The sequence below is a fragment of the Stenotrophomonas sp. CFBP 13724 genome (assembly GCF_014841975.1).
Classification (GTDB): Bacteria; Pseudomonadota; Gammaproteobacteria; order Xanthomonadales; family Xanthomonadaceae; genus Stenotrophomonas; species Stenotrophomonas lacuserhaii.
Genome location: NZ_JACYUW010000001.1, coordinates 1848139 through 1866915 on the forward strand (window position 1 = coordinate 1848139; position 18777 = coordinate 1866915).

The 18777-nt window shown below is 66.8% G+C and carries 20 protein-coding genes and 1 other RNA gene; 10 read left to right on the forward strand and 11 right to left on the reverse strand.

Annotated elements, in window-relative coordinates:
• Nucleotides 1–92: 92 nt before the first annotated feature.
• The 5 genes from IFT63_RS08075 (at nt 93) to IFT63_RS08095 (ending at nt 4276) form a co-directional block, all read left to right on the forward strand.
• The gene (locus tag IFT63_RS08075) at nt 93–692 is read left to right on the forward strand and encodes an RNA polymerase sigma factor (RefSeq protein ID WP_152620713.1); all 600 of its coding nucleotides are present in this window, start codon (nt 93–95) and stop codon (nt 690–692) included.
• Complete coding sequence (locus tag IFT63_RS08080) at nt 689–1603, forward strand: hypothetical protein (protein ID WP_192083783.1); 915 nt, start codon at nt 689–691, stop codon at nt 1601–1603. Before IFT63_RS08075 ends, IFT63_RS08080 begins: the two co-directional genes overlap by 4 nt.
• 52 nt (nt 1604–1655) lie before the next feature.
• Nucleotides 1656–2261 carry a YigZ family protein gene (locus IFT63_RS08085; RefSeq protein WP_192083784.1) on the forward strand — a complete coding sequence of 202 codons (606 nt, stop codon included), beginning with the start codon at nt 1656–1658 and terminating at the stop codon, nt 2259–2261.
• Complete coding sequence (locus tag IFT63_RS08090) at nt 2254–4017, forward strand: ABC transporter transmembrane domain-containing protein (RefSeq protein WP_042615413.1); 1764 nt, start codon at nt 2254–2256, stop codon at nt 4015–4017. Before IFT63_RS08085 ends, IFT63_RS08090 begins: the two co-directional genes overlap by 8 nt.
• 67 nt (nt 4018–4084) lie before the next feature.
• Nucleotides 4085–4276 carry a hypothetical protein gene (locus IFT63_RS08095; protein ID WP_192083785.1) on the forward strand — a complete coding sequence of 64 codons (192 nt, stop codon included), beginning with the start codon at nt 4085–4087 and terminating at the stop codon, nt 4274–4276.
• Nucleotides 4277–4721: 445 nt separating this feature from the next.
• On the opposite strand, the gene IFT63_RS08100 is transcribed toward IFT63_RS08095, so the two are convergent.
• The 6 genes from IFT63_RS08100 to hrcA form a co-directional block, all read right to left on the reverse strand.
• Nucleotides 4722–5837 (reverse strand): prephenate dehydrogenase, encoded by a 1116-nt coding sequence (locus IFT63_RS08100; protein WP_192083786.1) that lies wholly within the window; start codon nt 5835–5837, stop codon nt 4722–4724.
• Complete coding sequence (gene pdxY / locus IFT63_RS08105) at nt 5834–6742, reverse strand: pyridoxal kinase (RefSeq protein WP_042612300.1); 909 nt, start codon at nt 6740–6742, stop codon at nt 5834–5836. The genes IFT63_RS08100 and pdxY overlap by 4 nt, the downstream gene beginning before the upstream one ends.
• Before the next feature lie 130 nt (nt 6743–6872).
• Entirely contained in the window at nt 6873–8003 is a 1131-nt protein-coding gene (gene dnaJ / locus IFT63_RS08110; RefSeq protein ID WP_042612301.1) for a molecular chaperone DnaJ, read from the reverse strand.
• Between the two features lie 155 nt (nt 8004–8158).
• Complete coding sequence (gene dnaK, locus IFT63_RS08115) at nt 8159–10081, reverse strand: molecular chaperone DnaK (RefSeq protein ID WP_042612302.1); 1923 nt, start codon at nt 10079–10081, stop codon at nt 8159–8161.
• Between the two features lie 167 nt (nt 10082–10248).
• Nucleotides 10249–10758: a nucleotide exchange factor GrpE gene (grpE, locus tag IFT63_RS08120; RefSeq protein ID WP_042612303.1), complete on the reverse strand. Its 510-nt coding sequence runs from the start codon at nt 10756–10758 to the stop codon at nt 10249–10251.
• A gap of 63 nt (nt 10759–10821) precedes the next feature.
• Nucleotides 10822–11886 carry a heat-inducible transcriptional repressor HrcA gene (hrcA, locus tag IFT63_RS08125; protein WP_042612304.1) on the reverse strand — a complete coding sequence of 355 codons (1065 nt, stop codon included), beginning with the start codon at nt 11884–11886 and terminating at the stop codon, nt 10822–10824.
• Between the two features lie 115 nt (nt 11887–12001).
• Between hrcA and recN the strand changes: the two genes are divergently transcribed.
• Entirely contained in the window at nt 12002–13663 is a 1662-nt protein-coding gene (recN, locus tag IFT63_RS08130; protein ID WP_192083787.1) for a DNA repair protein RecN, read from the forward strand.
• Nucleotides 13664–13832: 169 nt separating this feature from the next.
• Here recN and fur read toward each other — a convergent pair whose 3' ends face one another.
• The gene (fur, locus tag IFT63_RS08135; RefSeq protein ID WP_042612306.1) at nt 13833–14249 is read right to left on the reverse strand and encodes a ferric iron uptake transcriptional regulator; all 417 of its coding nucleotides are present in this window, start codon (nt 14247–14249) and stop codon (nt 13833–13835) included.
• A gap of 103 nt (nt 14250–14352) precedes the next feature.
• Between fur and bamE the strand changes: the two genes are divergently transcribed.
• Complete coding sequence (gene bamE / locus IFT63_RS08140) at nt 14353–14745, forward strand: outer membrane protein assembly factor BamE (protein ID WP_192083788.1); 393 nt, start codon at nt 14353–14355, stop codon at nt 14743–14745.
• Between the two features lie 126 nt (nt 14746–14871).
• Here the strand turns inward: bamE and IFT63_RS08145 are convergent, their stop codons facing one another.
• Both IFT63_RS08145 and IFT63_RS08150 read right to left on the reverse strand, forming a co-directional pair.
• Complete coding sequence (locus IFT63_RS08145) at nt 14872–15135, reverse strand: RnfH family protein (RefSeq protein ID WP_042612308.1); 264 nt, start codon at nt 15133–15135, stop codon at nt 14872–14874.
• A 4-nt stretch (nt 15136–15139) separates the two neighbouring features.
• Nucleotides 15140–15568 (reverse strand): type II toxin-antitoxin system RatA family toxin, encoded by a 429-nt coding sequence (locus IFT63_RS08150; protein WP_192083789.1) that lies wholly within the window; start codon nt 15566–15568, stop codon nt 15140–15142.
• Nucleotides 15569–15625: 57 nt separating this feature from the next.
• On the opposite strand from IFT63_RS08150, the gene smpB reads away from it, so the two are divergent.
• The gene (smpB, locus tag IFT63_RS08155) at nt 15626–16129 is read left to right on the forward strand and encodes an SsrA-binding protein SmpB (protein ID WP_042612310.1); all 504 of its coding nucleotides are present in this window, start codon (nt 15626–15628) and stop codon (nt 16127–16129) included.
• A 222-nt stretch (nt 16130–16351) separates the two neighbouring features.
• On the opposite strand, the gene IFT63_RS08160 is transcribed toward smpB, so the two are convergent.
• Nucleotides 16352–16873: a hypothetical protein gene (locus tag IFT63_RS08160; protein WP_042612311.1), complete on the reverse strand. Its 522-nt coding sequence runs from the start codon at nt 16871–16873 to the stop codon at nt 16352–16354.
• Nucleotides 16874–17140: 267 nt separating this feature from the next.
• Between IFT63_RS08160 and ssrA the strand changes: the two genes are divergently transcribed.
• Nucleotides 17141–17533, forward strand: a transfer-messenger RNA (tmRNA) gene (gene ssrA, locus IFT63_RS08165).
• A gap of 251 nt (nt 17534–17784) precedes the next feature.
• On the opposite strand, the gene IFT63_RS17675 is transcribed toward ssrA, so the two are convergent.
• Nucleotides 17785–17916, reverse strand: a complete 132-nt coding sequence (locus IFT63_RS17675) for a hypothetical protein (RefSeq protein ID WP_274602579.1) — start codon at nt 17914–17916, stop codon at nt 17785–17787.
• Between the two features lie 307 nt (nt 17917–18223).
• Here IFT63_RS17675 and IFT63_RS08170 point away from each other — a divergent pair, with 307 nt between their 5' ends.
• Nucleotides 18224–18676 carry a response regulator gene (locus IFT63_RS08170; protein WP_192083790.1) on the forward strand — a complete coding sequence of 151 codons (453 nt, stop codon included), beginning with the start codon at nt 18224–18226 and terminating at the stop codon, nt 18674–18676.
• The last annotated feature ends 101 nt before the right edge of the window (nt 18677–18777 follow it).

Sequence of the window (18777 nt, forward strand, 5' to 3'; positions counted from 1 at the left end):
TTGTCGTGCCGCAACCCCGTTCCGCCCCTGCGCGCGTTGACGCTCCGGACATGCCCATTCCTGCTCCCTCGGCCACCTCCCTGCGCCCCCTGATGAGCGGCTATGCGCCGCCGCGGGCAGGCCTTACCCTGTCCCCCGTGGATACCGCCGCCCTGCCAACCGATGAAGCCTTGATGCTGGCCTGGGCCGGCGGCGACCTGCCCGCCTTCCAGGCGCTGTACGAGCGCCACCGCCGGCGCCTGCACGGGTTCCTGGTGCGCCAGCTGCGCGACCCCGGCCTGGCCGAGGAAATGTTCCAGGATGTGTGGCAGCGGGTGATCGCCGCCCGCGCCGGCTGGCAGCCGGACGCCGCCTTCAGCACCTGGCTGTTCCGTATCGCGCATAACCGCCTGAACGATCATTGGCGCGCGGCGCGCCACCGCCCACCCGCACCGGCTGACGCCGAAGCGCGGGTGGAAGGGGTGGTCGACGGCCACACCCCGGAAACCGAACTGAGCGGCTTCGAACAACGGCGCCGGGTGCAGCAGGCGATGGATGCCTTGCCGGCGGAGCAACGCGAGGTGCTGCTGCTTCGACTGGAGCAGGAACTCAGCCTGGAGGAGATCGCCGAGGTCACCGGCGTCGGCCGGGAAACCGTCAAGTCGCGCCTGCGCTATGCGATGGACAAACTGCGTGCAGGATTGGCCCCATGAACAGCCGCGATCCCCTCACCCCTGAAGAGCGCGAACTGGCCCGGCTGCTGGGTGGCCGGCTGGACAAGGCACCGCCGCCCGCCGTGGATGCCGCCGTGCTGGCCGCCGCGCGGGCCTCGGTGCAGTCCGCGCCCGCCGGGCAGGATGCCGGGCCCATGGGCGCGGACGAGGCACCGACGCAGGCTCCGCGTCGGCAGCGTCGCCGTGCGCGTTGGCCGACGGTGGCGGGCATCGCCGCGTCGGTGGTTTTCGCCGTCGGGCTGGCCTGGCAGATGCAGCCGCAGCGGGAGCCGCCGCCGGCCCCATCGCTGCAGGAAATGGCCACGCCCGCTCCCCGACCGGAAGCTGATCCACCTGCGCCAGAACCCATCGCAGATACAGCACCTGCAACGCCTGCCAGTGCCGCCATGCAGCGCGTGCAACCAAAGCCAGCGCCGAGGCCGCCCCTGCAGGGGCAGGTACCGGAGGCACCGGAGCAGGCAACCGCGCCCGCCCAAGTGGACGCCGCGCCCGTGCCGCAGGCATTCCGCGCACGCGCAGCGGAATCGGCGCGCATGGCCCCATCACGGCCGGCGCCGCCAGCCGCACCGTCGCCTGCCGCGGCGGTGATGGCCGCACCGGCGCCTGCCGCGGAGGCGTTCGCCAAGCCTGCACGCACGCCGCAGGACATGGCCGCGCAGGATACCGCCGAGGTGGCTGCTGCGACGGCATCGGCACCACTGAGTGCAGCGGCGGTGCAGCAGGAAGTGGAGGCCGATGCACGGCTTACGCGGCGGCAGTGGTTGCAGAAGATCCGCCATAGGCGTGATGCCGGTGACGTGGATCTGGCGCGGGCCAGCCTGGAGCGTTACCTGGCGCAGTACCCGGAAACCCGCCTCCCGCGTGACCTGCAGCCGCTGCTCGCCGACTGACTCCGCGCCCTGGTCGGCACGTGCCTGGCGTGCGCACGGTAAGATCGCAGGGATGCTCGATACCCTCGCCGCTGCCGTCGACCACTGCCTGGAGATCAAGCACAGTCGTTTCCTGGCCCACGCCGCGCCGATCCGTGATGCCGGCCACGCCCTGGAGTTCCTGCAGCAGGTCGCCGTGGCCGATGCCACGCACAACTGCTGGGCCTACCGGCATGGCAATGAGTACCGTTCCAGCGATGACGGCGAGCCATCAGGCACCGCCGGCCGCCCGATCCTGGCGGCCATCGACGGCCAGGGGTTCGACAGGGTCATGGTGGTGGTCACCCGCTGGTATGGCGGCATCAAGCTGGGCGCCGGCGGGCTGGTGCGCGCCTACGGCGGTACTGCCGCCGAGTGCCTGCGGACCGCGCCGCGTGAGCCGCTGGTGGCGCTGGCACACCTGCAGATCCACGCGCCGTTCGAGGACCTGGGCGCACTGCACGCCGCCCTCGCCGCTCACCTGGCGGTCAAGCAGGAAGAAACCTTCACCGCCGATGGCGCCAGCATGCGGGTCGAACTGCCGGCCGACCAGTACGATGCATTGAAAACACGCCTGCGCGACGCCACCCGTAACCGGGTACGCCTGCACTCTCCTTCCGAGTCCCACCCTGATGACTGACACCGACGCGTCCCGCCCCGCCCTCAAGCGCCTTGGCAGCCTGGGTACGCTGTGGCCTTTCGTGCGCCGCCACGCGGGGTTGTTCAGTGCCTGGCTGGTGGCGCTGGCGGTGTCCTCGGCGGCCACGCTCAGCCTGCCACCGGCGGTCAAGCAGATGATCGACCATGGCTTCACCGGCGGCGGCCAGATCAACCGCGCCTTCGCCCTGCTGATGGTGGTGGCGGTGGTGATGGCGCTGGCAACCGCCGCGCGTTTCTTCTTCGTCTCGCTGCTCGGCGAAAAGGTCGTCGCCGACCTGCGCGCGCAGCTGTACGGCCACCTGATCACGCTCGGCGCCGGCTTCCATGACCGCAATCGCAGTGGTGAACTGGTCTCGCGCCTGACCGCCGACAGCGAACTGCTGCGCAGCGTGATCGGCTCCACCATGTCGGTGGCACTGCGCAGCAGCGTCACCGTGGTCGGCAGCCTGGTGATGCTGTTCGTGACCAGCCCGCGGCTGGCCGCCTGGGCCCTGCTCGGGATTCCCCTGGCGGTATTGCCGATAGTGCTGGGTGCGCGCCGTCTGCGCGGGATTTCGCGCGACAGCCAGGACCGCATCGCCGACGCCAACAGCCTGGCCGCTGAAACCCTGGGCGCGGTCCGCACCGTACAGTCACACGCACGCGAGCCCTACGAACGCGGCCGCTTCGACCATGCGCTGAAAGACTCGATCCGTGCTGCCCGGCGGCGCATCCGCGCGCAGTCGCTGGTCACCGCCAGTGCCATCCTGCTGGTGTTCGGCGCCATCGTCGGCGTGCTCTGGCTGGGCGCGCATGACGTGATCGCCGGTCGCCTGTCTGCCGGTACGCTCGGACAGTTCGTGCTGTACGCGCTGATCGGTGGCGGGTCGGTGGGGGCGCTGGCCGAAGTGTGGAACGAACTGCAGCGCGCGTCCGGTGGCATGGGGCGCATCAGTGAACTGCTGCAGGAAGACGTTGAGATCCGCGCGCCGGCCTCGCCGGCGGTATTGCCGGTTCCGTTGCGCGGCGAGATCCGTTTCGACGACGTGGTGTTCCACTACCCGCAGCGCCCGGACACTGCCGCGCTGGAGCATTTCAGCCTGCACGTGCGGCACGGCGAAACGGTCGCGCTGGTGGGCCCCTCCGGTGCCGGCAAGAGCACCGTGCTGCAGCTGCTGCTGCGTTTCCACGATCCGCGCTCCGGTGCGTTGAGCGTGGACGGCATCGACCTGCGCGCGATGGACCCAGCGGCGCTGCGCGCCCAGCTGGCGCTGGTGCCGCAGCAGCCCACCCTGTTCGCCGCCAGCGCACGCGACAACATCCGCTATGGACGACTGGAAGCCAGCGATGCCGAGGTGGAAGCCGCTGCCCGCGCCGCCGAAGCCGATGAGTTCCTGCGTGCGCTGCCGGAAGGGTATGACAGCGAACTGGGCGAGCGCGGCGCACGCCTTTCCGGTGGCCAGCAGCAGCGCATCGCCATCGCCCGCGCCCTGTTGAAGGATGCCCCGATCCTGTTGCTGGACGAAGCGACCAGCGCGCTGGACGCGCAGAGCGAACGCGCCGTGCAGCAGGCGCTTGAACGCCTGATGGCAGGCCGCACCACGCTGGTGATCGCGCATCGCCTGGCAACCATCCTCAAGGCCGACCGCATCGTGGTGATGGACCACGGCCGCATCATTGCCCAGGGCACCCACGAACAGCTGCTGGCCGAAGGCGGCCTGTACGCGGAACTGGCTCGCCTGCAGTTCATCGACTGACCACGCGCGGATAACAAGCGGCGGCGCACGCTTGCCCCGCAGACCCTTGGAGTGAAGGAGGTAGACGATGTCGTTCCGTCAGTTTCCCGCGACCGATTCCAATGGCGAAAGCCGCATCATTCTCGAGTTCAAGCCGGAAGATGCATCTGCGCAGGACCAGCGCGCCGAGCCACGTTACGAACTGGAGGATGGGCGTGTGCTGGTGCGCAGCGGGCGGGAGTTCGTGACGCCCGGGGGCGATGTGCGGTTGAGCATCTGAGGGGTCGAACGGGTGGCCCCCCCCTCGCGGCGGGCGGCTTACAGCGGTTTACGTGATTGGCGCCGGGCGGTGGGGCTGGTCGGGGGACGGCAAGAGCCGCTCCTGCGGGCCTTGTTTCGCGCCATCCATGGCGCTCAACGCCCCCGCCCAATCCCACCGCGCAACCCCACCGCCCGGCCCTTCGACAGGTTCCGGTGGCCGCTCGCCGCGCAATGGAAAAAGAAAAGCGGTAGCGCCGACCCATGGTCGGCGAGCGCAGCGGGCCGTCGGCGGGGACATTCGGCCGACCATGGGTCGGCCCTACCAAGGCCCGCCTGTCAGAAAACCTCGACACCTGGTGGCGTAATTTTCGCCACCCATCTTGACAGCGTTTGCCCGCAAGGGCTGCGGCCTGTTATCCACATGTTTGTGCGATAACCATCCACACCGCCTGTGGATGAAACCGTCAGCGTGTCAGTACCCGACCAATCCCGCTGTCGTCCACTTCTGCCGCCGCCGCGGCGATCGCCATGTCGCTGCTGCCGGGCACGAAACCGATGCGGAAATGCACGTCGCCACCCGGCGTGCGCGAGGAATGGATCGAGGCCAGGCTCACCTGGTGCTGCTCGAACACATGCAACAGCGCGCGCAGGGAACCGGGACGATCCTCCGGCAGGTGTACCGACAATGCTTGGCGTTCGGTCAGGTCGGCCAGCAGGTAACCCATACGCTCGAAGGTGTAGTTGCCGTCGGCAAGCACCTGTTCGCCGAACGCATCACGATTGGCCTGCAACATCTGCTGGCGGAACCCCGCGCGTGCCGCGTCGTCGCCCTGCTGCACCTGCAGCTGCAACTGCTGCAGCTGGCCGATCAAGCGCTCCAGCATCGGCGCCACGTGCGGATTGCCGAACTGGATATCCTCGTAGATCGCCGGGTTCAACGACAGGATCCGCGAGATGATCGCCGTATCCAGCTCGAAGGACGCCGATCGATACGGCAGCAGCGCGGAAAGATCGCCGAGTTCGGCCGCATAGCCGCGCAGCACGCCGGCCTGCGCCAGGTGCCCCGCATGCACCATCGCCTGCACCAGCGCCATCACCTTGTCGTGGTGGGCCGGCGTGGCACGCACGCACTCGGCCTGCAGGGCCGCGTACAGCTCGTTGAGCCACGGCTGCCAGCGCTGCACGCGGGCTTCGCAGACCACCATCACCCTGCCCTTCAGCGTCGGAGACTTGGGCGGCGCGGTCATCGGATGCAGGCCCACGACGTCCGCCTGCGAGGCCAGCATCGCCTGCACCGGGGCCTCTTTCACCGAGGTGACGTCCAGCCACAATCGACCCGCCTCGCGGCCTGCCGATGCCTGCACGTACTCGGCCATCAGCGCGGGCGCATGCCGGATCGGCGCTGAGAACAACAGCACGTCGGCCTGTTCCAGCAACTGCTCTGGTGTATGCGAGGTGGCATCGGCAGGATCATGGCCGATCACCTGCAGCTGCAGGCGCTGTTCGAAGAAGCGGGTCAGCCAGCGGCCATACGCGCCGGCGCTGCCGACGATACCGATCACCTGCGGCGATGCGCTCATTCCAGCTGCTCCACGGCAAATCGATGCGGCTGCGCCAACGCAGCCGGTGCAGCGGCATGCACGTCGAACTCTTCGTGGCCGTTGGCCAGCGTGGCTTCCAGTGCCGCATGGGTGCCCGACACGGCGCGGCCTATCGCCTGCTGCATGTCCTCGCCGCGCAGCAGGAACGCCACGATCAAGGCCATCAGCACATCGCCGGTGCCAGCCACGTCCACCGGCAGCAGCGGCGAGGTCCAGCGCCAGACGCCGGACGCGCTCACCGCCAGCGTCACCAGTTCGCCACCGTCGCCGGAAACACTGTGCGCCAACACCCACGTCGGCCCACGGCCCAGCAGCACGCGGGCGGCGGCAATGGCGTCGTCCTGCGCCAGCGCGGGCATGCCGGTCAGGCGGCCCAGCTCGAAGGCATTGGGCGTGACCAGCCACGCATGCGGCAGCAGGCGCTCGGCGAAGACTTTCTCCAGGCCGGGTTCGACGTAGGGACCGGTGTGGGTATCGCCGATCACCGGATCCAGGCAGTAGCGCAGTTGCGGGCACGCCGGCAGGGTCTGATCCAGCCAGTCCGCGAACGCCGCGCCGTTGTCGACGCTGCCGAAATAGCCGGATACCAGCATCCGCGCCCGCTGCGGCAGGCCGCGTTCGCTGGCACCGCGCAGCAGGTCGGCAAACCAGTCCGCCGGCAAGACGCGCCCGCGGGTGGTTTCGTAAAAGGGCGCGTTGCTAAGCAGCGTGGTCGGCACTTCGGCCACACGGAGGCCCAGTGCCCGCAGCGGAGGTGCTGCGGCGCTGTTGCCGGCGTGGCCGTAGACAAGCTGGGACTGGACCGAAATGACATCGACCGGCGACGGGCCGTCGGGGCGCTGGCGACGGCCGTGGACCAGGTGGTTTTCGAGGGATTCGCTCATCAGCCCATTTTACGCCCGTGACGACCAACGGTCGTCACCCACCGGAAGCGCAAGGGGAGGACGGCCAGCGGCCGTCGCTACCAGAGCGGTGGCGTCGGGCGGGACGGCCAGCGGCCGTCACTACCGGGCGTCAGGAGGTCATCCGGTCCCAGAAGCCCTTGACGCCATCGATGAACGTCGCCGACTTCGGCGAGTGCTTGCGGGCGTCTTCGCCGACAAAGGTGGCTTCGAACTGTTCCATCAGCTTGCGCTGGTCCGGCGTCAGGTTGACCGGGGTTTCTACCACCACGCGGCAGTACAGGTCACCCTCGGTGCGGCTGCGCACCGAACGCACGCCCTTGCCGCGCAGGCGGAACAGCTTGCCGGTCTGGGTTTCAGCCGGAATGCGGATCTCCGCTTCGCCGCCCAGCGTGGCCACGCGGATGCTGTCGCCCAACGAGGCCTGCGAAATACGGATCGGCACTTCGCAATGCAGGTCGTCGCCGTCGCGCTGGAAGATGGCGTGCTCGCGCACCCGCACTTCCACGTACAGATCGCCCGGCTGGGTACCGGCCGGACCGGCTTCGCCTTCACCGGCCAGACGGATGCGGTCGCCGGTATCCACGCCCGCAGGCACCTTCACCGACAGCACCTTGTCCTCTTCCACGCGGCCATTGCCGTGGCAGGTCTTGCACGGCTGGGCGATGGTCTGCCCGCGCCCGTTGCAGTGATGACACGCCTGCTGCATGGCGAAGATGCCGCGCTGGATGCGCACTTGGCCACGGCCGTGGCAGACGCTGCAGGTTTCCACCTTGCCGTCTTCCGAACCGCTGCCATCGCAGTCGCCGCACTCGGCCAGGGTCGGGATTTCGATACGACGCTCGATGCCGCGCACCGCTTCTTCCAGGTCCAGTTCCATCACGTAACCGATGTCGGCACCGCGACGGGCCTGGCGCTGGCCACCGGCGCCACCTCCGAAGATATTGCCGAAGATGTCGCCGAAAATATCATTCATGTCCGGACCACCCGGACCGCCGCCACCACCGCCCATGCCGTGTTCGAACGCAGCATGCCCGTGGGCGTCGTACATCCGTCGCTTGTTGCCGTCGGACAGGATTTCGTAGGCTTCCTTGCACTCTTTGAACGCCGCTTCGGCGGCCGCATCACCCGGGTTGCGGTCGGGATGGTGCTTCATCGCACAGCGGCGGTAGGCCTTCTTCAGCTCTTCGTCAGTGGCAGTGCGGGCAACGCCCAGGACTTCGTAATAATCGCGCTTGCTCATGGAGTGGATCGCTTTCCGGTACGTCGGGATTCGTCAAAGCAGAAAAGCGGACAAGGTCCGCTCCTGCGTCGGGCGCCCCGACTCGCCTCGCGGCGGCCAGGACCCTGATGCGACGACGGGACGCTGCGCGAGGCAACGTCCCGCGTCGGTCTGGATCAGGACTTCTTGTCGTCCTTTACTTCGGTGAACTCGGCATCGACGACGTCGTCGTGCTTGGCACCGGCGCCGGCGTCGGCCCCCGGGGCGCCGCCCTGGTCACCGGCCGAAGCGGCGGCGAACAGCGCCTGGCCGGCTTCTTCCAGTGCCTTCGAGCGCGATTCGATCTGCGCCTTGTCGTCGCCCTTCATCGCCGTTTCCAGGTCGGCCAGTGCGGCCTCGACCTTGCCGATCACATCGCCACCGACCTTGCTGCCGTGTTCGGTGATCGCCGAACGGGTGCCGTGGATCAGCGCATCGGCCTGGTTGCGGGCCTGCACCAGTTCCTGGAACTTCTTGTCTTCTTCGCGGTTGGCTTCGGCATCGGCCACCATCCGCGCGATCTCGTCCTCGGACAGGCCCGAACCGGCCTTGATCTCGACCTTCTGTTCCTTGTTGGTCTTCTTGTCCTTGGCCGACACGTGCAGGATGCCGTTGGCGTCGATGTCGAAGGACACTTCCACCTGCGGCAGGCCGCGCGGTGCCGGCTCGATGCCGGACAGGTCGAACTTGGCCAGCGACTTGTTGAAGCGGGCCTGCTCGCGCTCACCCTGCAGCACGTGCACCGTCACCGCCGACTGGTTGTCCTCGGCGGTGGAGAACACCTGCGAGGCCTTGGTCGGGATGGTGGTGTTCTTTTCGATGATCTTGGTGAACACACCGCCCATCGTTTCAATGCCCAGCGACAGCGGGGTCACGTCCAGCAGCAGCACGTCCTTGACGTCGCCGCCGAGCACGCCACCCTGGATCGCCGCACCCAGTGCCACGGCTTCGTCCGGGTTGACGTCCTTGCGCGGCTCCTTGCCGAAGAACTCGGTCACCGCCTGCTGCACCTTCGGCATGCGGGTCTGGCCACCGACCAGGATGACCTCGCTGATGTCGCTCGAGCGCAGGCCGGCGTCATTCAACGCAACGCGGCACGGCTCGATCGACTTGCGGATCAGCTCGTCCACCAGCGACTCCAGCTTGGCGCGGGTCAGCTTGATGTTCAGGTGCTTCGGGCCGGACGCATCGGCGGTCACGTACGGCAGGTTGACTTCGGTCTGCTGGGCGCTGGAGAGCTCGATCTTGGCGCGCTCGGCGGCGTCCTTCAGACGCTGCAGGGCCAGCGGATCCTTGCGCAGGTCGATGCCCTGGTCCTTGTTGAACTCTTCAACCAGGTACTCGATGACGCGGTTGTCGAAATCTTCGCCGCCGAGGAAGGTGTCACCGTTGGTGGCCAGCACTTCGAACTGCTTTTCACCGTCGACGTTGGCGATCTCGATCACCGACACGTCGAAGGTGCCGCCGCCCAGATCGTAGACCACGATCTTGCGGTCCTTGTTGTCACCCTTGTCCAGGCCATAGGCCAGCGCGGCCGCGGTCGGCTCGTTGATGATGCGCTTGACGTCCAGGCCGGCGATGCGACCTGCGTCCTTGGTGGCCTGGCGCTGGCTGTCGTTGAAGTACGCCGGCACGGTGATGACCGCTTCGGTGACCTTCTCACCGAGATAATCCTCGGCGGTCTTCTTCATCTTCTCCAGCACCTTGGCGGAGATTTCCTGCGGCGCCATCTTGCGCGCATCGCTGGTGGACACCCAGGCATCGCCATTGTCGTGGGCCAGGATGCCGTACGGCACGTGGGCGATGTCCTTCTGCACTTCGGCGTCGGTGAACTTGCGGCCGATCAGGCGCTTCACCGCGTAGAAAGTGTTCTTCGGATTGGTGACCGCCTGGCGCTTGGCCGAGGCACCCACCAGGACTTCGCCGTCCTTGGTGTAGGCCACGATCGACGGGGTGGTGCGATCGCCTTCCGAGTTTTCGATGACGCGGGCCTTGCCGCCGTCCATGATCGCCACGCACGAGTTGGTGGTGCCGAGGTCGATACCAATGATCTTGCCCATGGGGGACTCCTGAAGATTATTCGGTTAATCCGGCCGCAGCCGGTGTATGAATGGGATGTGGGGGAGGCTCGTGGAACATTCAAGCCATCCCGGGACGCTGTATTCCATGATTCAGGATCCAGGCCGCGCCGGGCCATGCCCGGCGCACCGGCATTCCCGGTTCGCGGTCAGTCGCGCGCGACCACCACCAGCGCCGGGCGCAGCAGGCGGTCGTTGAGCAGGTACCCCTTCTGGAACACCTGCACCACGCTGCCCGGGGCGGCGCCGTTGGCATCGACCTGGCTGATCGCCTGGTGGTGCTCCGGGTTGAAGGGCTGTCCGGTCGGGTCGAGCAGTGCCAGTCCGTTGTCTGCGGCCACCTTCAGCAGCTGCCTGTAGGTCATTTCAAGGCCGTCGCGCAGCGGGCTGGCGTCCTCGCCTGCCGCCTTCAGGCCGGCGTCCAGGCTGTCGAACACCGGCAACAGCTCGCCGAGCAGCTTCTCGTTGGCGAAACGGCGGGCCTGTTCCACGTCCCGGGTCATGCGCTTGCGCTGGTTGTCCAGGTCGGCGCGCTCACGCAGCGCATCGGCCTTGACCTGCTCCAGCTCACCGCGCAGCTGCTCCAGCTGGTCGTGGTGGGCCGCAGCGGCCTCGTCGGCGGCCGGGTTGGATTCGATATCGTGATGATCTTGGTTCATGTGCGTTTCCCTGGCGGTGACTCCCCGCCTCCATCCCACCTAGTGTGGGCGGGAAACTGCGTTTCAAGCGCCGCGGGTCATCGCGTTGCCCGATCCCGGCGAAAAGGCCGCCCCGAGCACCTCGGCGGTGGCCTGCACCAGCGGGATCATCCGGTCGTAGGCCATCCGCTTCGGCCCGATCACCCCCAGAACGCCCAGCACCTGGCCATCGGCGATATACGGCGCAGTGACCAGCGAGACGCCTTCCAGCGGCACCACCCCGGTTTCTTCGCCAATGAAGATGCGCACGCCCGGCGCCTGGATGGTGCGCTCCAGCAGTTGCAGTATCTCGCGCTTGCTCGAAAACAGCTCGAACAACTCGCGCAGCCGTTCCAGGTCGGACAGGTCCTGCACGCCCATCAGGCGGGTCTGGCCGGCTACCAGCATGTCGTTGGCCGGCGGCTGCAGCGCCTGCTCGGCCAGCTCGATGCTGTGCGCCAGCAGCTGTTCCATCTCGCTGCGGGTATCGCGCAGCTCGTGCAGAAGGCGGCGGCGTATCTGCGCCACCGGAAGCCCGGCGAAGTGGGTATTCAGGTAGTTGGCGACCTGCTCCAGCTCGCCCGGCTCCCAAGGCCTGCGGGCCTCGATCACCCGGTTCTGCACCTCGCTGTCGGCGAACACCACGATTGCCAGCACGCGATGGGCGTCCAGCGCCACGAAATCGATCTGGCGGAAGGCGAACTGCTCCCGCGTGGGCGCACTGACCACGCCGACGAAATGGCTCATCGCCGACAGCAGCTCGGAGGCACTGCCGAGCAGCGCCTGGGTGCCGGCGCCACTGGCCAGCTCGCTGCGCAGGCGGCTCAGGTCCTGCTCGCCCGGCGGATGCATCTGCACCAGGCTGTCCACGAACACCCGGTAGCCGTGCGCGGTGGGAATGCGCCCGGCCGAAGTATGCGGCGAACTGAGCAGCCCCAGGTCTTCCAGGTCGCCCAGGATGTTGCGGATGGTCGCCGCGCTGACATCCAGCCCCGCCGTGCGCGCAAGCGTTGCCGACCCGACCGGCTCGCCATCCTGGATGTGGCGGGCGATCAGGGTACGCAGCAGGTGCCGCGAACGTGGGGCAAGTTGGTCGAAAGACGGCGGCATTGGATCAGCCTGTGAGACTCCCCTCCTAGATAATGCCGGGAAGGACGCTTGGCAAGTCATTGGTGCATGCCACCGTGCGTGCTAGCGTTGCGCGGCTTGAGAGACCTACTGGACCATGCTCAGACACTTATCAATCAAGGATTTCGCTGTTGTCCGCGCCACTGAACTGGAGTTCGGCCCCGGCATGACCGTGGTTTCGGGCGAAACCGGCGCGGGCAAATCGCTGATGGTGGACGCGCTGGGCTTCCTGTCCGGCCTGCGCGCCGACAGCGGCGTGGTGCGCCACGGCGCCCCGCGCGCCGAGTTGTCGGCCGAGTTCGCGCTGGAGCAGCTCGCCGGCGCCCGCCGCTGGCTGGCCGACAACGAACTGGACGACGACGAACAATGCCAGCTGCGCCGGGTCATCCGCGCCGACGGCGGCTCGCGGGCCTGGATCAACGGCCGCCCGGTGACCATTTCCCAGCTCACTGAACTGGCCGGCCTGCTGGTGGAAATCCACGGCCAGCACGAACAGCAGGCGCTGCTGACCCGGCCTTCGCAGCTGGCCCTGCTCGATGCCTATGCCAGCAACGCCGAGCAGCGCCGCGCCGTGCGGGTGGCTGCAGCCGGCTGGCAGACGCTGGTCGACGAAGCCGCGGCGCTGTCCCAGCAGGGCGATGTCAGCGACCGCATCGGCTTCCTGGAACACCAACTGCGCGAACTGGAACGCGAAGAGCTGGAACCCGAATCGATCATCGCGCTGGGCGCCAGCCATCGCCGCCAGGCCCACGCCAGCGCCCTGCTGACCACCTGCGATACCGCCACCACCCGCATCAACGGGGACGACGACGCCTCCGCGCTGGGGCTGCTGGCGCAGGTGCGCGGCGACCTGGGGCGGATGATCGAACACGATGCCCGGCTGGGCGAGGTGGATGCGCTGATCGACAGCGCCAGCATCCAATTGCAGGAAGCGCTGAGCCTGCTGGACCGCGTGCATGATGACCTGGATGCCGACCCGGAGCAGTTCGAAGACAACGAGCGCCGGCTGGGCCGCCTGCATGACCTGGCCCGCAAGCACCGCGTGCCGATGGAAGAGCTGGCCGCCCAGCGCGACCGCATGCAGGCCGAAGTCGAGCAGCTGCGGGGGGCTGACGTGCGCCTGCAGAAGCTGGCCGGGGAAATCGAAAAGGCTGCGGCCGCCTGGCGTGAACAGGCGGCGCTGCTCAGCGCCGGGCGCCAGCGCGCAGCGGCCGAACTATCCACCACCACCACCGGGCTGATCGCCGAACTGGGCATGGGCGGCGGCCAGTTCCTGATCCAGCTGGAACCGCAGGACCTGGCCAAGCCGGATCCGCAGGGCGCCGAACGGGTGGAGTTCCTGGTGGCCGCCAATGCCGGCCAGCCGCCGCGCCCCCTGCGCAAGGTGGCTTCCGGTGGCGAGCTGTCACGTATCTCGCTGGCCATCGAAGTGGCCGCGCTGGACCTGGATGCGGTGCCGACCATGGTGTTTGACGAAGTCGATTCGGGCATCGGCGGCGCGGTGGCCGACATCGTCGGGCAGAAGCTGCGCGCGCTCGGCGAAAAGCGTCAGGTGCTGTGCGTTACCCACCTGCCGCAGGTCGCGTCGAAGGGCCACGCGCATTACCGCGTCAGCAAGGCGCCGGTGGAGGGCATGACCCAGAGCGCGGTGGAAAAGCTGGACACCAAGGCCCGCGAAGAAGAACTGGCGCGCATGCTGGGCGGGGTGGAAGTCAGCAAGGAAGCACGCGCGGCGGCCAGGAAGCTGCTGGCGGGCTGACCTGCGGGCGGGCCGCCTGACGGCCCGCTGGCGCCACGGTCCGCTGCGCTCGCCGACCATGGGTCGGCGCTACCGCTCACTCTGGTAGCGCCGAACCATGCTCGGCGGAATGCCTGAACGAAAAACCCCGGGCACGCCCGGGGTTTTTCGTCAACGCTCATGCCAGGACTCAGCGGCGCTTCTTGCGCACGTAGAGAACCAGCGAGTGCTCCTCCAGCTCATACCCGTGATCGGCTGCGATCTTGCGCTGCAGCTCCTCGATTTCAGCACTTTCGAACTCGATCACGTTGCCCGAATCCACGTCCACCATATGGTCGTGATGGCCGCCGCGGTCCAGTTCATAGACGGCCTGGCCGCCTTCGAAATTATGCTTCAGCACCAGGCCGGCGGCCTCGAACTGGGTCAGGACACGGTAAACCGTGGCCAGGCCGATCTCATCACCGTGCTCCAGCAACTGGCGGTAGATGTCTTCGGCGGTCATGTGGTGCTGGTGGTTCTGGGCATTGCGCTGTTCGAGCAACGCCAGGATCCGCATCCGCGGATGGGTCACCTTCAGGCCGACTTTGCGCAGGTCGTGGGTTTCCATATGTCTCCGTTCATTGGCGATTTAGCGCCAGCTGCCTCGGATTGGGTCGCGGTGGCACGCCGGGAGTGTATCATCGGATCGATTTCCCCAAACGCGATTCCCGATGCGCAATCTCCTGCTGGTCGCCGCCGTTGCCCTGTCCACCACGGGCTGCGGCATCATCTATAAGCAACCCATCTATCAGGGCAACCTGGTCCGGGAAGATGCCGTGTCCAAGCTGCAGGTCGGGCAGAGCAAGCAGCAGGTCAACGCCCTGCTGGGCACCCCCTCGGTGGCCGACCCGTTCCATGCCCAGCGCTGGGACTACATGGCCAGCCAGCGCATCGACCGCGTGGGCCGTACCGAAACGAAGAACTTCACCGTGTACTTCGAAAACGATGTGGTCACCCGCTGGGAAGGCGATTACTTCCCGGCCCAGGATTCCAAGCTGGCCACGCAGACGGTGCGGCAGTTCGGCCGCAACCTGCCGAAAGAAAAGAAGAAGGGCGGCGGCTGACCCGGTAGTGACGGCCGCTGGCCGTCAACCGCGCCAACCTGAACCTGGCGGATGATGCACAACCTGGTGGGTGATTCCCAGCCTGGTGGGTGACGACCGTTGGTGGTCACAGCCTTACCGCCCCACCTACCTGGGCTGCGCCTTCGCCCGCCGCCGACGGTTGTCCTTCGGGTCGGCCAGCAGCGGGCGCAACAGCTCTACTCGGTCGCCGTCCTGCAGCACCTGGTCGGTACGCGCCATGACTCCGTGAACCGCCACCGCAGGGCATGCGTCGCCGCCTTCCAGCGCCGCAGCCACGACGGCTTCGGCCACCGTGGCGCCTTCGGCCAGCTCCAGCGTGCGATCAAGCACCCGCTCCGGCCAGGCCAGCACTACCTGCACCCGGATCACCAGCTCACTCCTGCTCGTCAGCCACACGCACGAAATCGTTGACCATGCGGTCGGCCAGCCCTTGGAAGCCCAGCGCCAGCGCCGGCGCCAGCAGCCGTGACTTCGGTTCGAATTCCAGTTCCAGGCTGACCTTGCAGGCGTCTTCGGCCAGCGAATGGAACTCCCAACGCCCGTGCAGGCGCTTGAACGGACCATCACGCAGCTTCATGTCGATGGATGCAGGGCGTACCAGGGTGTTTTCGGTCATGAACCAGGTCGAGAACGAGCCCAGTCCAAGGTCCAGCCGGGCGACCAGGCGCTGTTCGCCCTCTTCCAGGATCTGCGCGGCCGAACACCAACGGAAGCGACGCGGATAGGCGGCGATATCGTTGACCAGATCAAACATGCGCGCCGCGGAGTGTTCAACCAGGGCGCTTCGACGGATGGTAGGCATTTCAGGTTCGGCTGCAGGTGATCGACCGGGCGGGCCCGAATCGGAGACAATACGGGAATGAGCAAGAACAGCAGCAAGGATAAAGCAAAGAACGCGACGGCCAACAAAACCATCGCGTTGAACAAGCGTGCCCGGCACGAATACCACATCGAGGAGCGCTTCGAGGCGGGCCTCGCCCTGCAGGGCTGGGAAGTGAAATCGATCCGTGCAGGCCGCGGCAACATCGTTGACGCATATGCCTATGTGAAGCAGGGTGAGATCTTCCTGATCGGCGCGCAGATCACCCCGTTGATCCAGGCGTCCACCCACGTGGTGGCCGAAGACCGCCGCGAGCGCAAACTGCTGCTGCATCGGAGCGAGATCGACAAGCTGGTCGGCAAGGTGGAGCGCGATGGCTACACCATCGTCCCCACCGCGATGTACTGGAGCAAGAACAAGATCAAGCTGGAAGTGGCGCTGGCAAAGGGCAAGCAGGACCACGACAAGCGTGACGCCGCCAAGGACCGCGAATGGGCGATTGAAAAGTCGCGGGTCATGCGCCGCGGCAATCGCGACGCCTGACCGCCCGTGCTATTGGGGCGGGTGACGTCCGTTGGTCGTCGATTCTTCGCTCCGGTGGGTGACGACCGTTGGTCGTCACGCTGTTGCTGTCGCCCGGGCCGCTACGCTCACCGAGCATGGCTCGGCGCTACCACCCAGATAGTCCGGTAGGGACGGCCCTTGGCCGTCAATGCGTCGCTCTGGTGGGTGACGACCGTTGGTCGTCACGACCTCCCCGCCCCCTCAGACGTCCACCGCCCCGCCCTTCATCCGCGGCGACAACGCCGCGTGCATCACGGCCAGGTGCATCACCACGGCCAGCTCGTCGGCATGGCTGTCATCACCCGCGCGCCAGCGATTCGCCAGCGTCGCCGCTTCGCCCGGCAGCAACGCCAACAGCCGCGAGTCATCCATCGCATCGGCCGCCTGCTGTAGACGGCGCGACAACCGACGCGCCTGCAGCACGTGGGTCAGTGCGCTCACCATGGCCAACGCCAGCAGCGCGATCGCCAAGCCATGCTCGAACCATTGGGACAGAACGTCCGGCTCCGGCGCCCACGCCAGCACCGCCAGCAACAGCAGGCCCAGCAGGCGCCAATAGCCCAGCGAGGGTCGCTTGCGGCGTGGCCAGTGCACCACCACCGCACTGGCCACCAAGGCCGCAGCCGCCGTCACCGGCAGTTCGATCAGGCACCCGGCCGCCACCAGGGCAACCAGCGCCGTCCACACCCACGGCGGCGGCACGGCCCTGCGCAGGTAGCCCATTCCCACCGGGCCGACCAATTGCCGGAGGCTGCGCTTGTTGCTTACGTCCACCTGTTACCTCGCCTGCAGAGCCAGTCCCAATGGTCACCCGGCGGGCGTCGCAAATAGGTCGGCAAGAAGTTAACAGTTCGAGATGCACACCCGCTACCGGAAGTCGCGCATTTGCGTGACTGTTCAGCCGGATTGGCGTAGCATCACCCTCGTTGGGCAGCCCTGCTCCAGCGTCATCGGAACTGGGCCAGTACTTGCAAGCACTTGTTAGAAACCGGGGGTGCATTGGTTTCGACGGGGGTTGTGAAGTCGCTTGGCGCATGCCGAGGGGGTAGCTTTCCTCGTAAATCCAGCTGCAAAACTCTAGTTGCCAACGACGACAACTACGCTCCGGTCGCACTCGCAGCCTAAAAGCTGTTGAGTTAGACCTTCTGCCGACTTAGGCGGAGCCTCGAAACTGCTTGTGTCCATGCTCGCAGCGTAGAGTCATTATCATGGGATCGAGCTGGGCGGCTGCCTGTCAGTCCGGCACTAGAACACAACAGGCTTGTTCCGGGATGTGCTTCGCACACCGTGCTGTTCCGGGACGAGACTCAACGGTGAGCTAAGCATGTAGAGCTGGGGATGGAGTGCCTTCGGACGGCGGTTCAATTCCGCCCACCTCCACCATTGATGGGACCGAGAAGGTCCGCGAGAGCCCGGAAACCCCCGCAATTCAAGGGTTTCCGGGCTTTTTCGTTTACCGCCTCACTCCTCCTCTTCCAGCGAACCTCGATGGATGCGCGACAGCCTCCAGCCCGCATGGGACCGGAAGTACCCGGTGTCGCCAGTCAGGGCATAACGGAATGCCGCCCAGGCCGACACCAACGGCGACGCACGCCAACGTCGGGCTTTTTCATATGCATAACGGACCGCACGCATCAGGCCATCGATCTCCTGATGGCATCACGCCGCACGCGGAGCTTCTTCCATACCAGTGTGGCCGCCTGCAGCGCGACCAGCGCCGCGGCAAAGGCTGCGGCGATGCCGAGCAGCGCAATCATGAGCTCCATGAGTGAGTCCTGTGTGTGGGGGGCTTTCACGCCTACGCAGGTTTTCACCTACGTGTAGAGTCCCCCTGCCGACCCTTCGCGCACCGTCAATTTGTCGACGCGGCGGTTAAACCCGCGTGATTCTGGCGCATTTGCCTTACCGGGAAGTTCAGGGTGGGAGGTAGGTCACAGAACAGTCTGAACGCACATCCTGAAGCGTTAATATTAACCGTTCATCAAAGTGCTGACAGCGGGGCAGCCTCATGCAAATCTATGCGCCCCCACGCCAGACCAGTGACGCTGGCAAACCGATCCTGAAGGACGCTGCATGAGAGACCTGCGACCGATACTGCTCGTAGAAGACAGCCTGCAGGACGCAGAGCTGACCATCGCTGCTCTGGCACGCTGCCAGTTGCTCAATCCCGTGATCCATGTGCGCGATGGCGAAGAAGCGCTGGATTACCTGCGCAGCACCGGCCGCTACAGCGGGCTGCACCACGGTGGCCCGGTCGTCGTGCTGCTGGACCTGAAACTGCCCAAGTTGACTGGCCTGGAAGTGCTCGCCGAGATCCGCCGCGACGAAACCCTGCGACATACCCCTGTGGTGATGCTGACCGCCTCCCGCCAGGACCGCGATCTGGTGAAAAGCTACGAGGTGGGCGTGAATGCCTTCGTGGTGAAGCCGCTCGACTTCGATGAGTTCCTGTCTGCCGTGCAGGAGCTCGGCATGTTCTGGGGAATGACCAACCAGCCGCCGCCCCCGTTCGTGCCGGCCGCCTGAGACGGGCCACCCGCGCAGTCAGGTCCGCAGGTGGCGACAGGCTTTCGCCCCCGCCAGCGCGTGCAGGCATGCCTTGCGCGCCCTACCCCGCCCGCGCGGTT

Bases quoted from the DNA above. Each gene is read 5' to 3' on its own strand.
- dnaK (WP_042612302.1), bottom strand. From the start codon at position 10,081: ATGGGCAAGATCATTGGTATCGACCTCGGCACCACCAACTCGTGCGTG.
- recN (WP_192083787.1), top strand. From the start codon at position 12,002: ATGCTCAGACACTTATCAATCAAGGATTTCGCTGTTGTCCGCGCCACT.
- IFT63_RS08095 (WP_192083785.1), top strand. From the start codon at position 4,085: ATGTCGTTCCGTCAGTTTCCCGCGACCGATTCCAATGGCGAAAGCCGC.
- IFT63_RS08080 (WP_192083783.1), top strand. From the start codon at position 689: ATGAACAGCCGCGATCCCCTCACCCCTGAAGAGCGCGAACTGGCCCGG.
- hrcA (WP_042612304.1), bottom strand. From the start codon at position 11,886: ATGCCGCCGTCTTTCGACCAACTTGCCCCACGTTCGCGGCACCTGCTG.
- IFT63_RS17675 (WP_274602579.1), bottom strand. From the start codon at position 17,916: ATGGAGCTCATGATTGCGCTGCTCGGCATCGCCGCAGCCTTTGCCGCG.
- dnaJ (WP_042612301.1), bottom strand. From the start codon at position 8,003: ATGAGCAAGCGCGATTATTACGAAGTCCTGGGCGTTGCCCGCACTGCC.
- bamE (WP_192083788.1), top strand. From the start codon at position 14,353: ATGCGCAATCTCCTGCTGGTCGCCGCCGTTGCCCTGTCCACCACGGGC.
- IFT63_RS08100 (WP_192083786.1), bottom strand. From the start codon at position 5,837: ATGAGCGCATCGCCGCAGGTGATCGGTATCGTCGGCAGCGCCGGCGCG.
- IFT63_RS08075 (WP_152620713.1), top strand. From the start codon at position 93: ATGAGCGGCTATGCGCCGCCGCGGGCAGGCCTTACCCTGTCCCCCGTG.
- IFT63_RS08085 (WP_192083784.1), top strand. From the start codon at position 1,656: ATGCTCGATACCCTCGCCGCTGCCGTCGACCACTGCCTGGAGATCAAG.
- IFT63_RS08150 (WP_192083789.1), bottom strand. From the start codon at position 15,568: ATGCCTACCATCCGTCGAAGCGCCCTGGTTGAACACTCCGCGGCGCGC.
- pdxY (WP_042612300.1), bottom strand. From the start codon at position 6,742: ATGAGCGAATCCCTCGAAAACCACCTGGTCCACGGCCGTCGCCAGCGC.
- grpE (WP_042612303.1), bottom strand. From the start codon at position 10,758: ATGAACCAAGATCATCACGATATCGAATCCAACCCGGCCGCCGACGAG.
- fur (WP_042612306.1), bottom strand. From the start codon at position 14,249: ATGGAAACCCACGACCTGCGCAAAGTCGGCCTGAAGGTGACCCATCCG.
- IFT63_RS08170 (WP_192083790.1), top strand. From the start codon at position 18,224: ATGAGAGACCTGCGACCGATACTGCTCGTAGAAGACAGCCTGCAGGAC.
- smpB (WP_042612310.1), top strand. From the start codon at position 15,626: ATGAGCAAGAACAGCAGCAAGGATAAAGCAAAGAACGCGACGGCCAAC.
- IFT63_RS08160 (WP_042612311.1), bottom strand. From the start codon at position 16,873: ATGGGCTACCTGCGCAGGGCCGTGCCGCCGCCGTGGGTGTGGACGGCG.
- IFT63_RS08090 (WP_042615413.1), top strand. From the start codon at position 2,254: ATGACTGACACCGACGCGTCCCGCCCCGCCCTCAAGCGCCTTGGCAGC.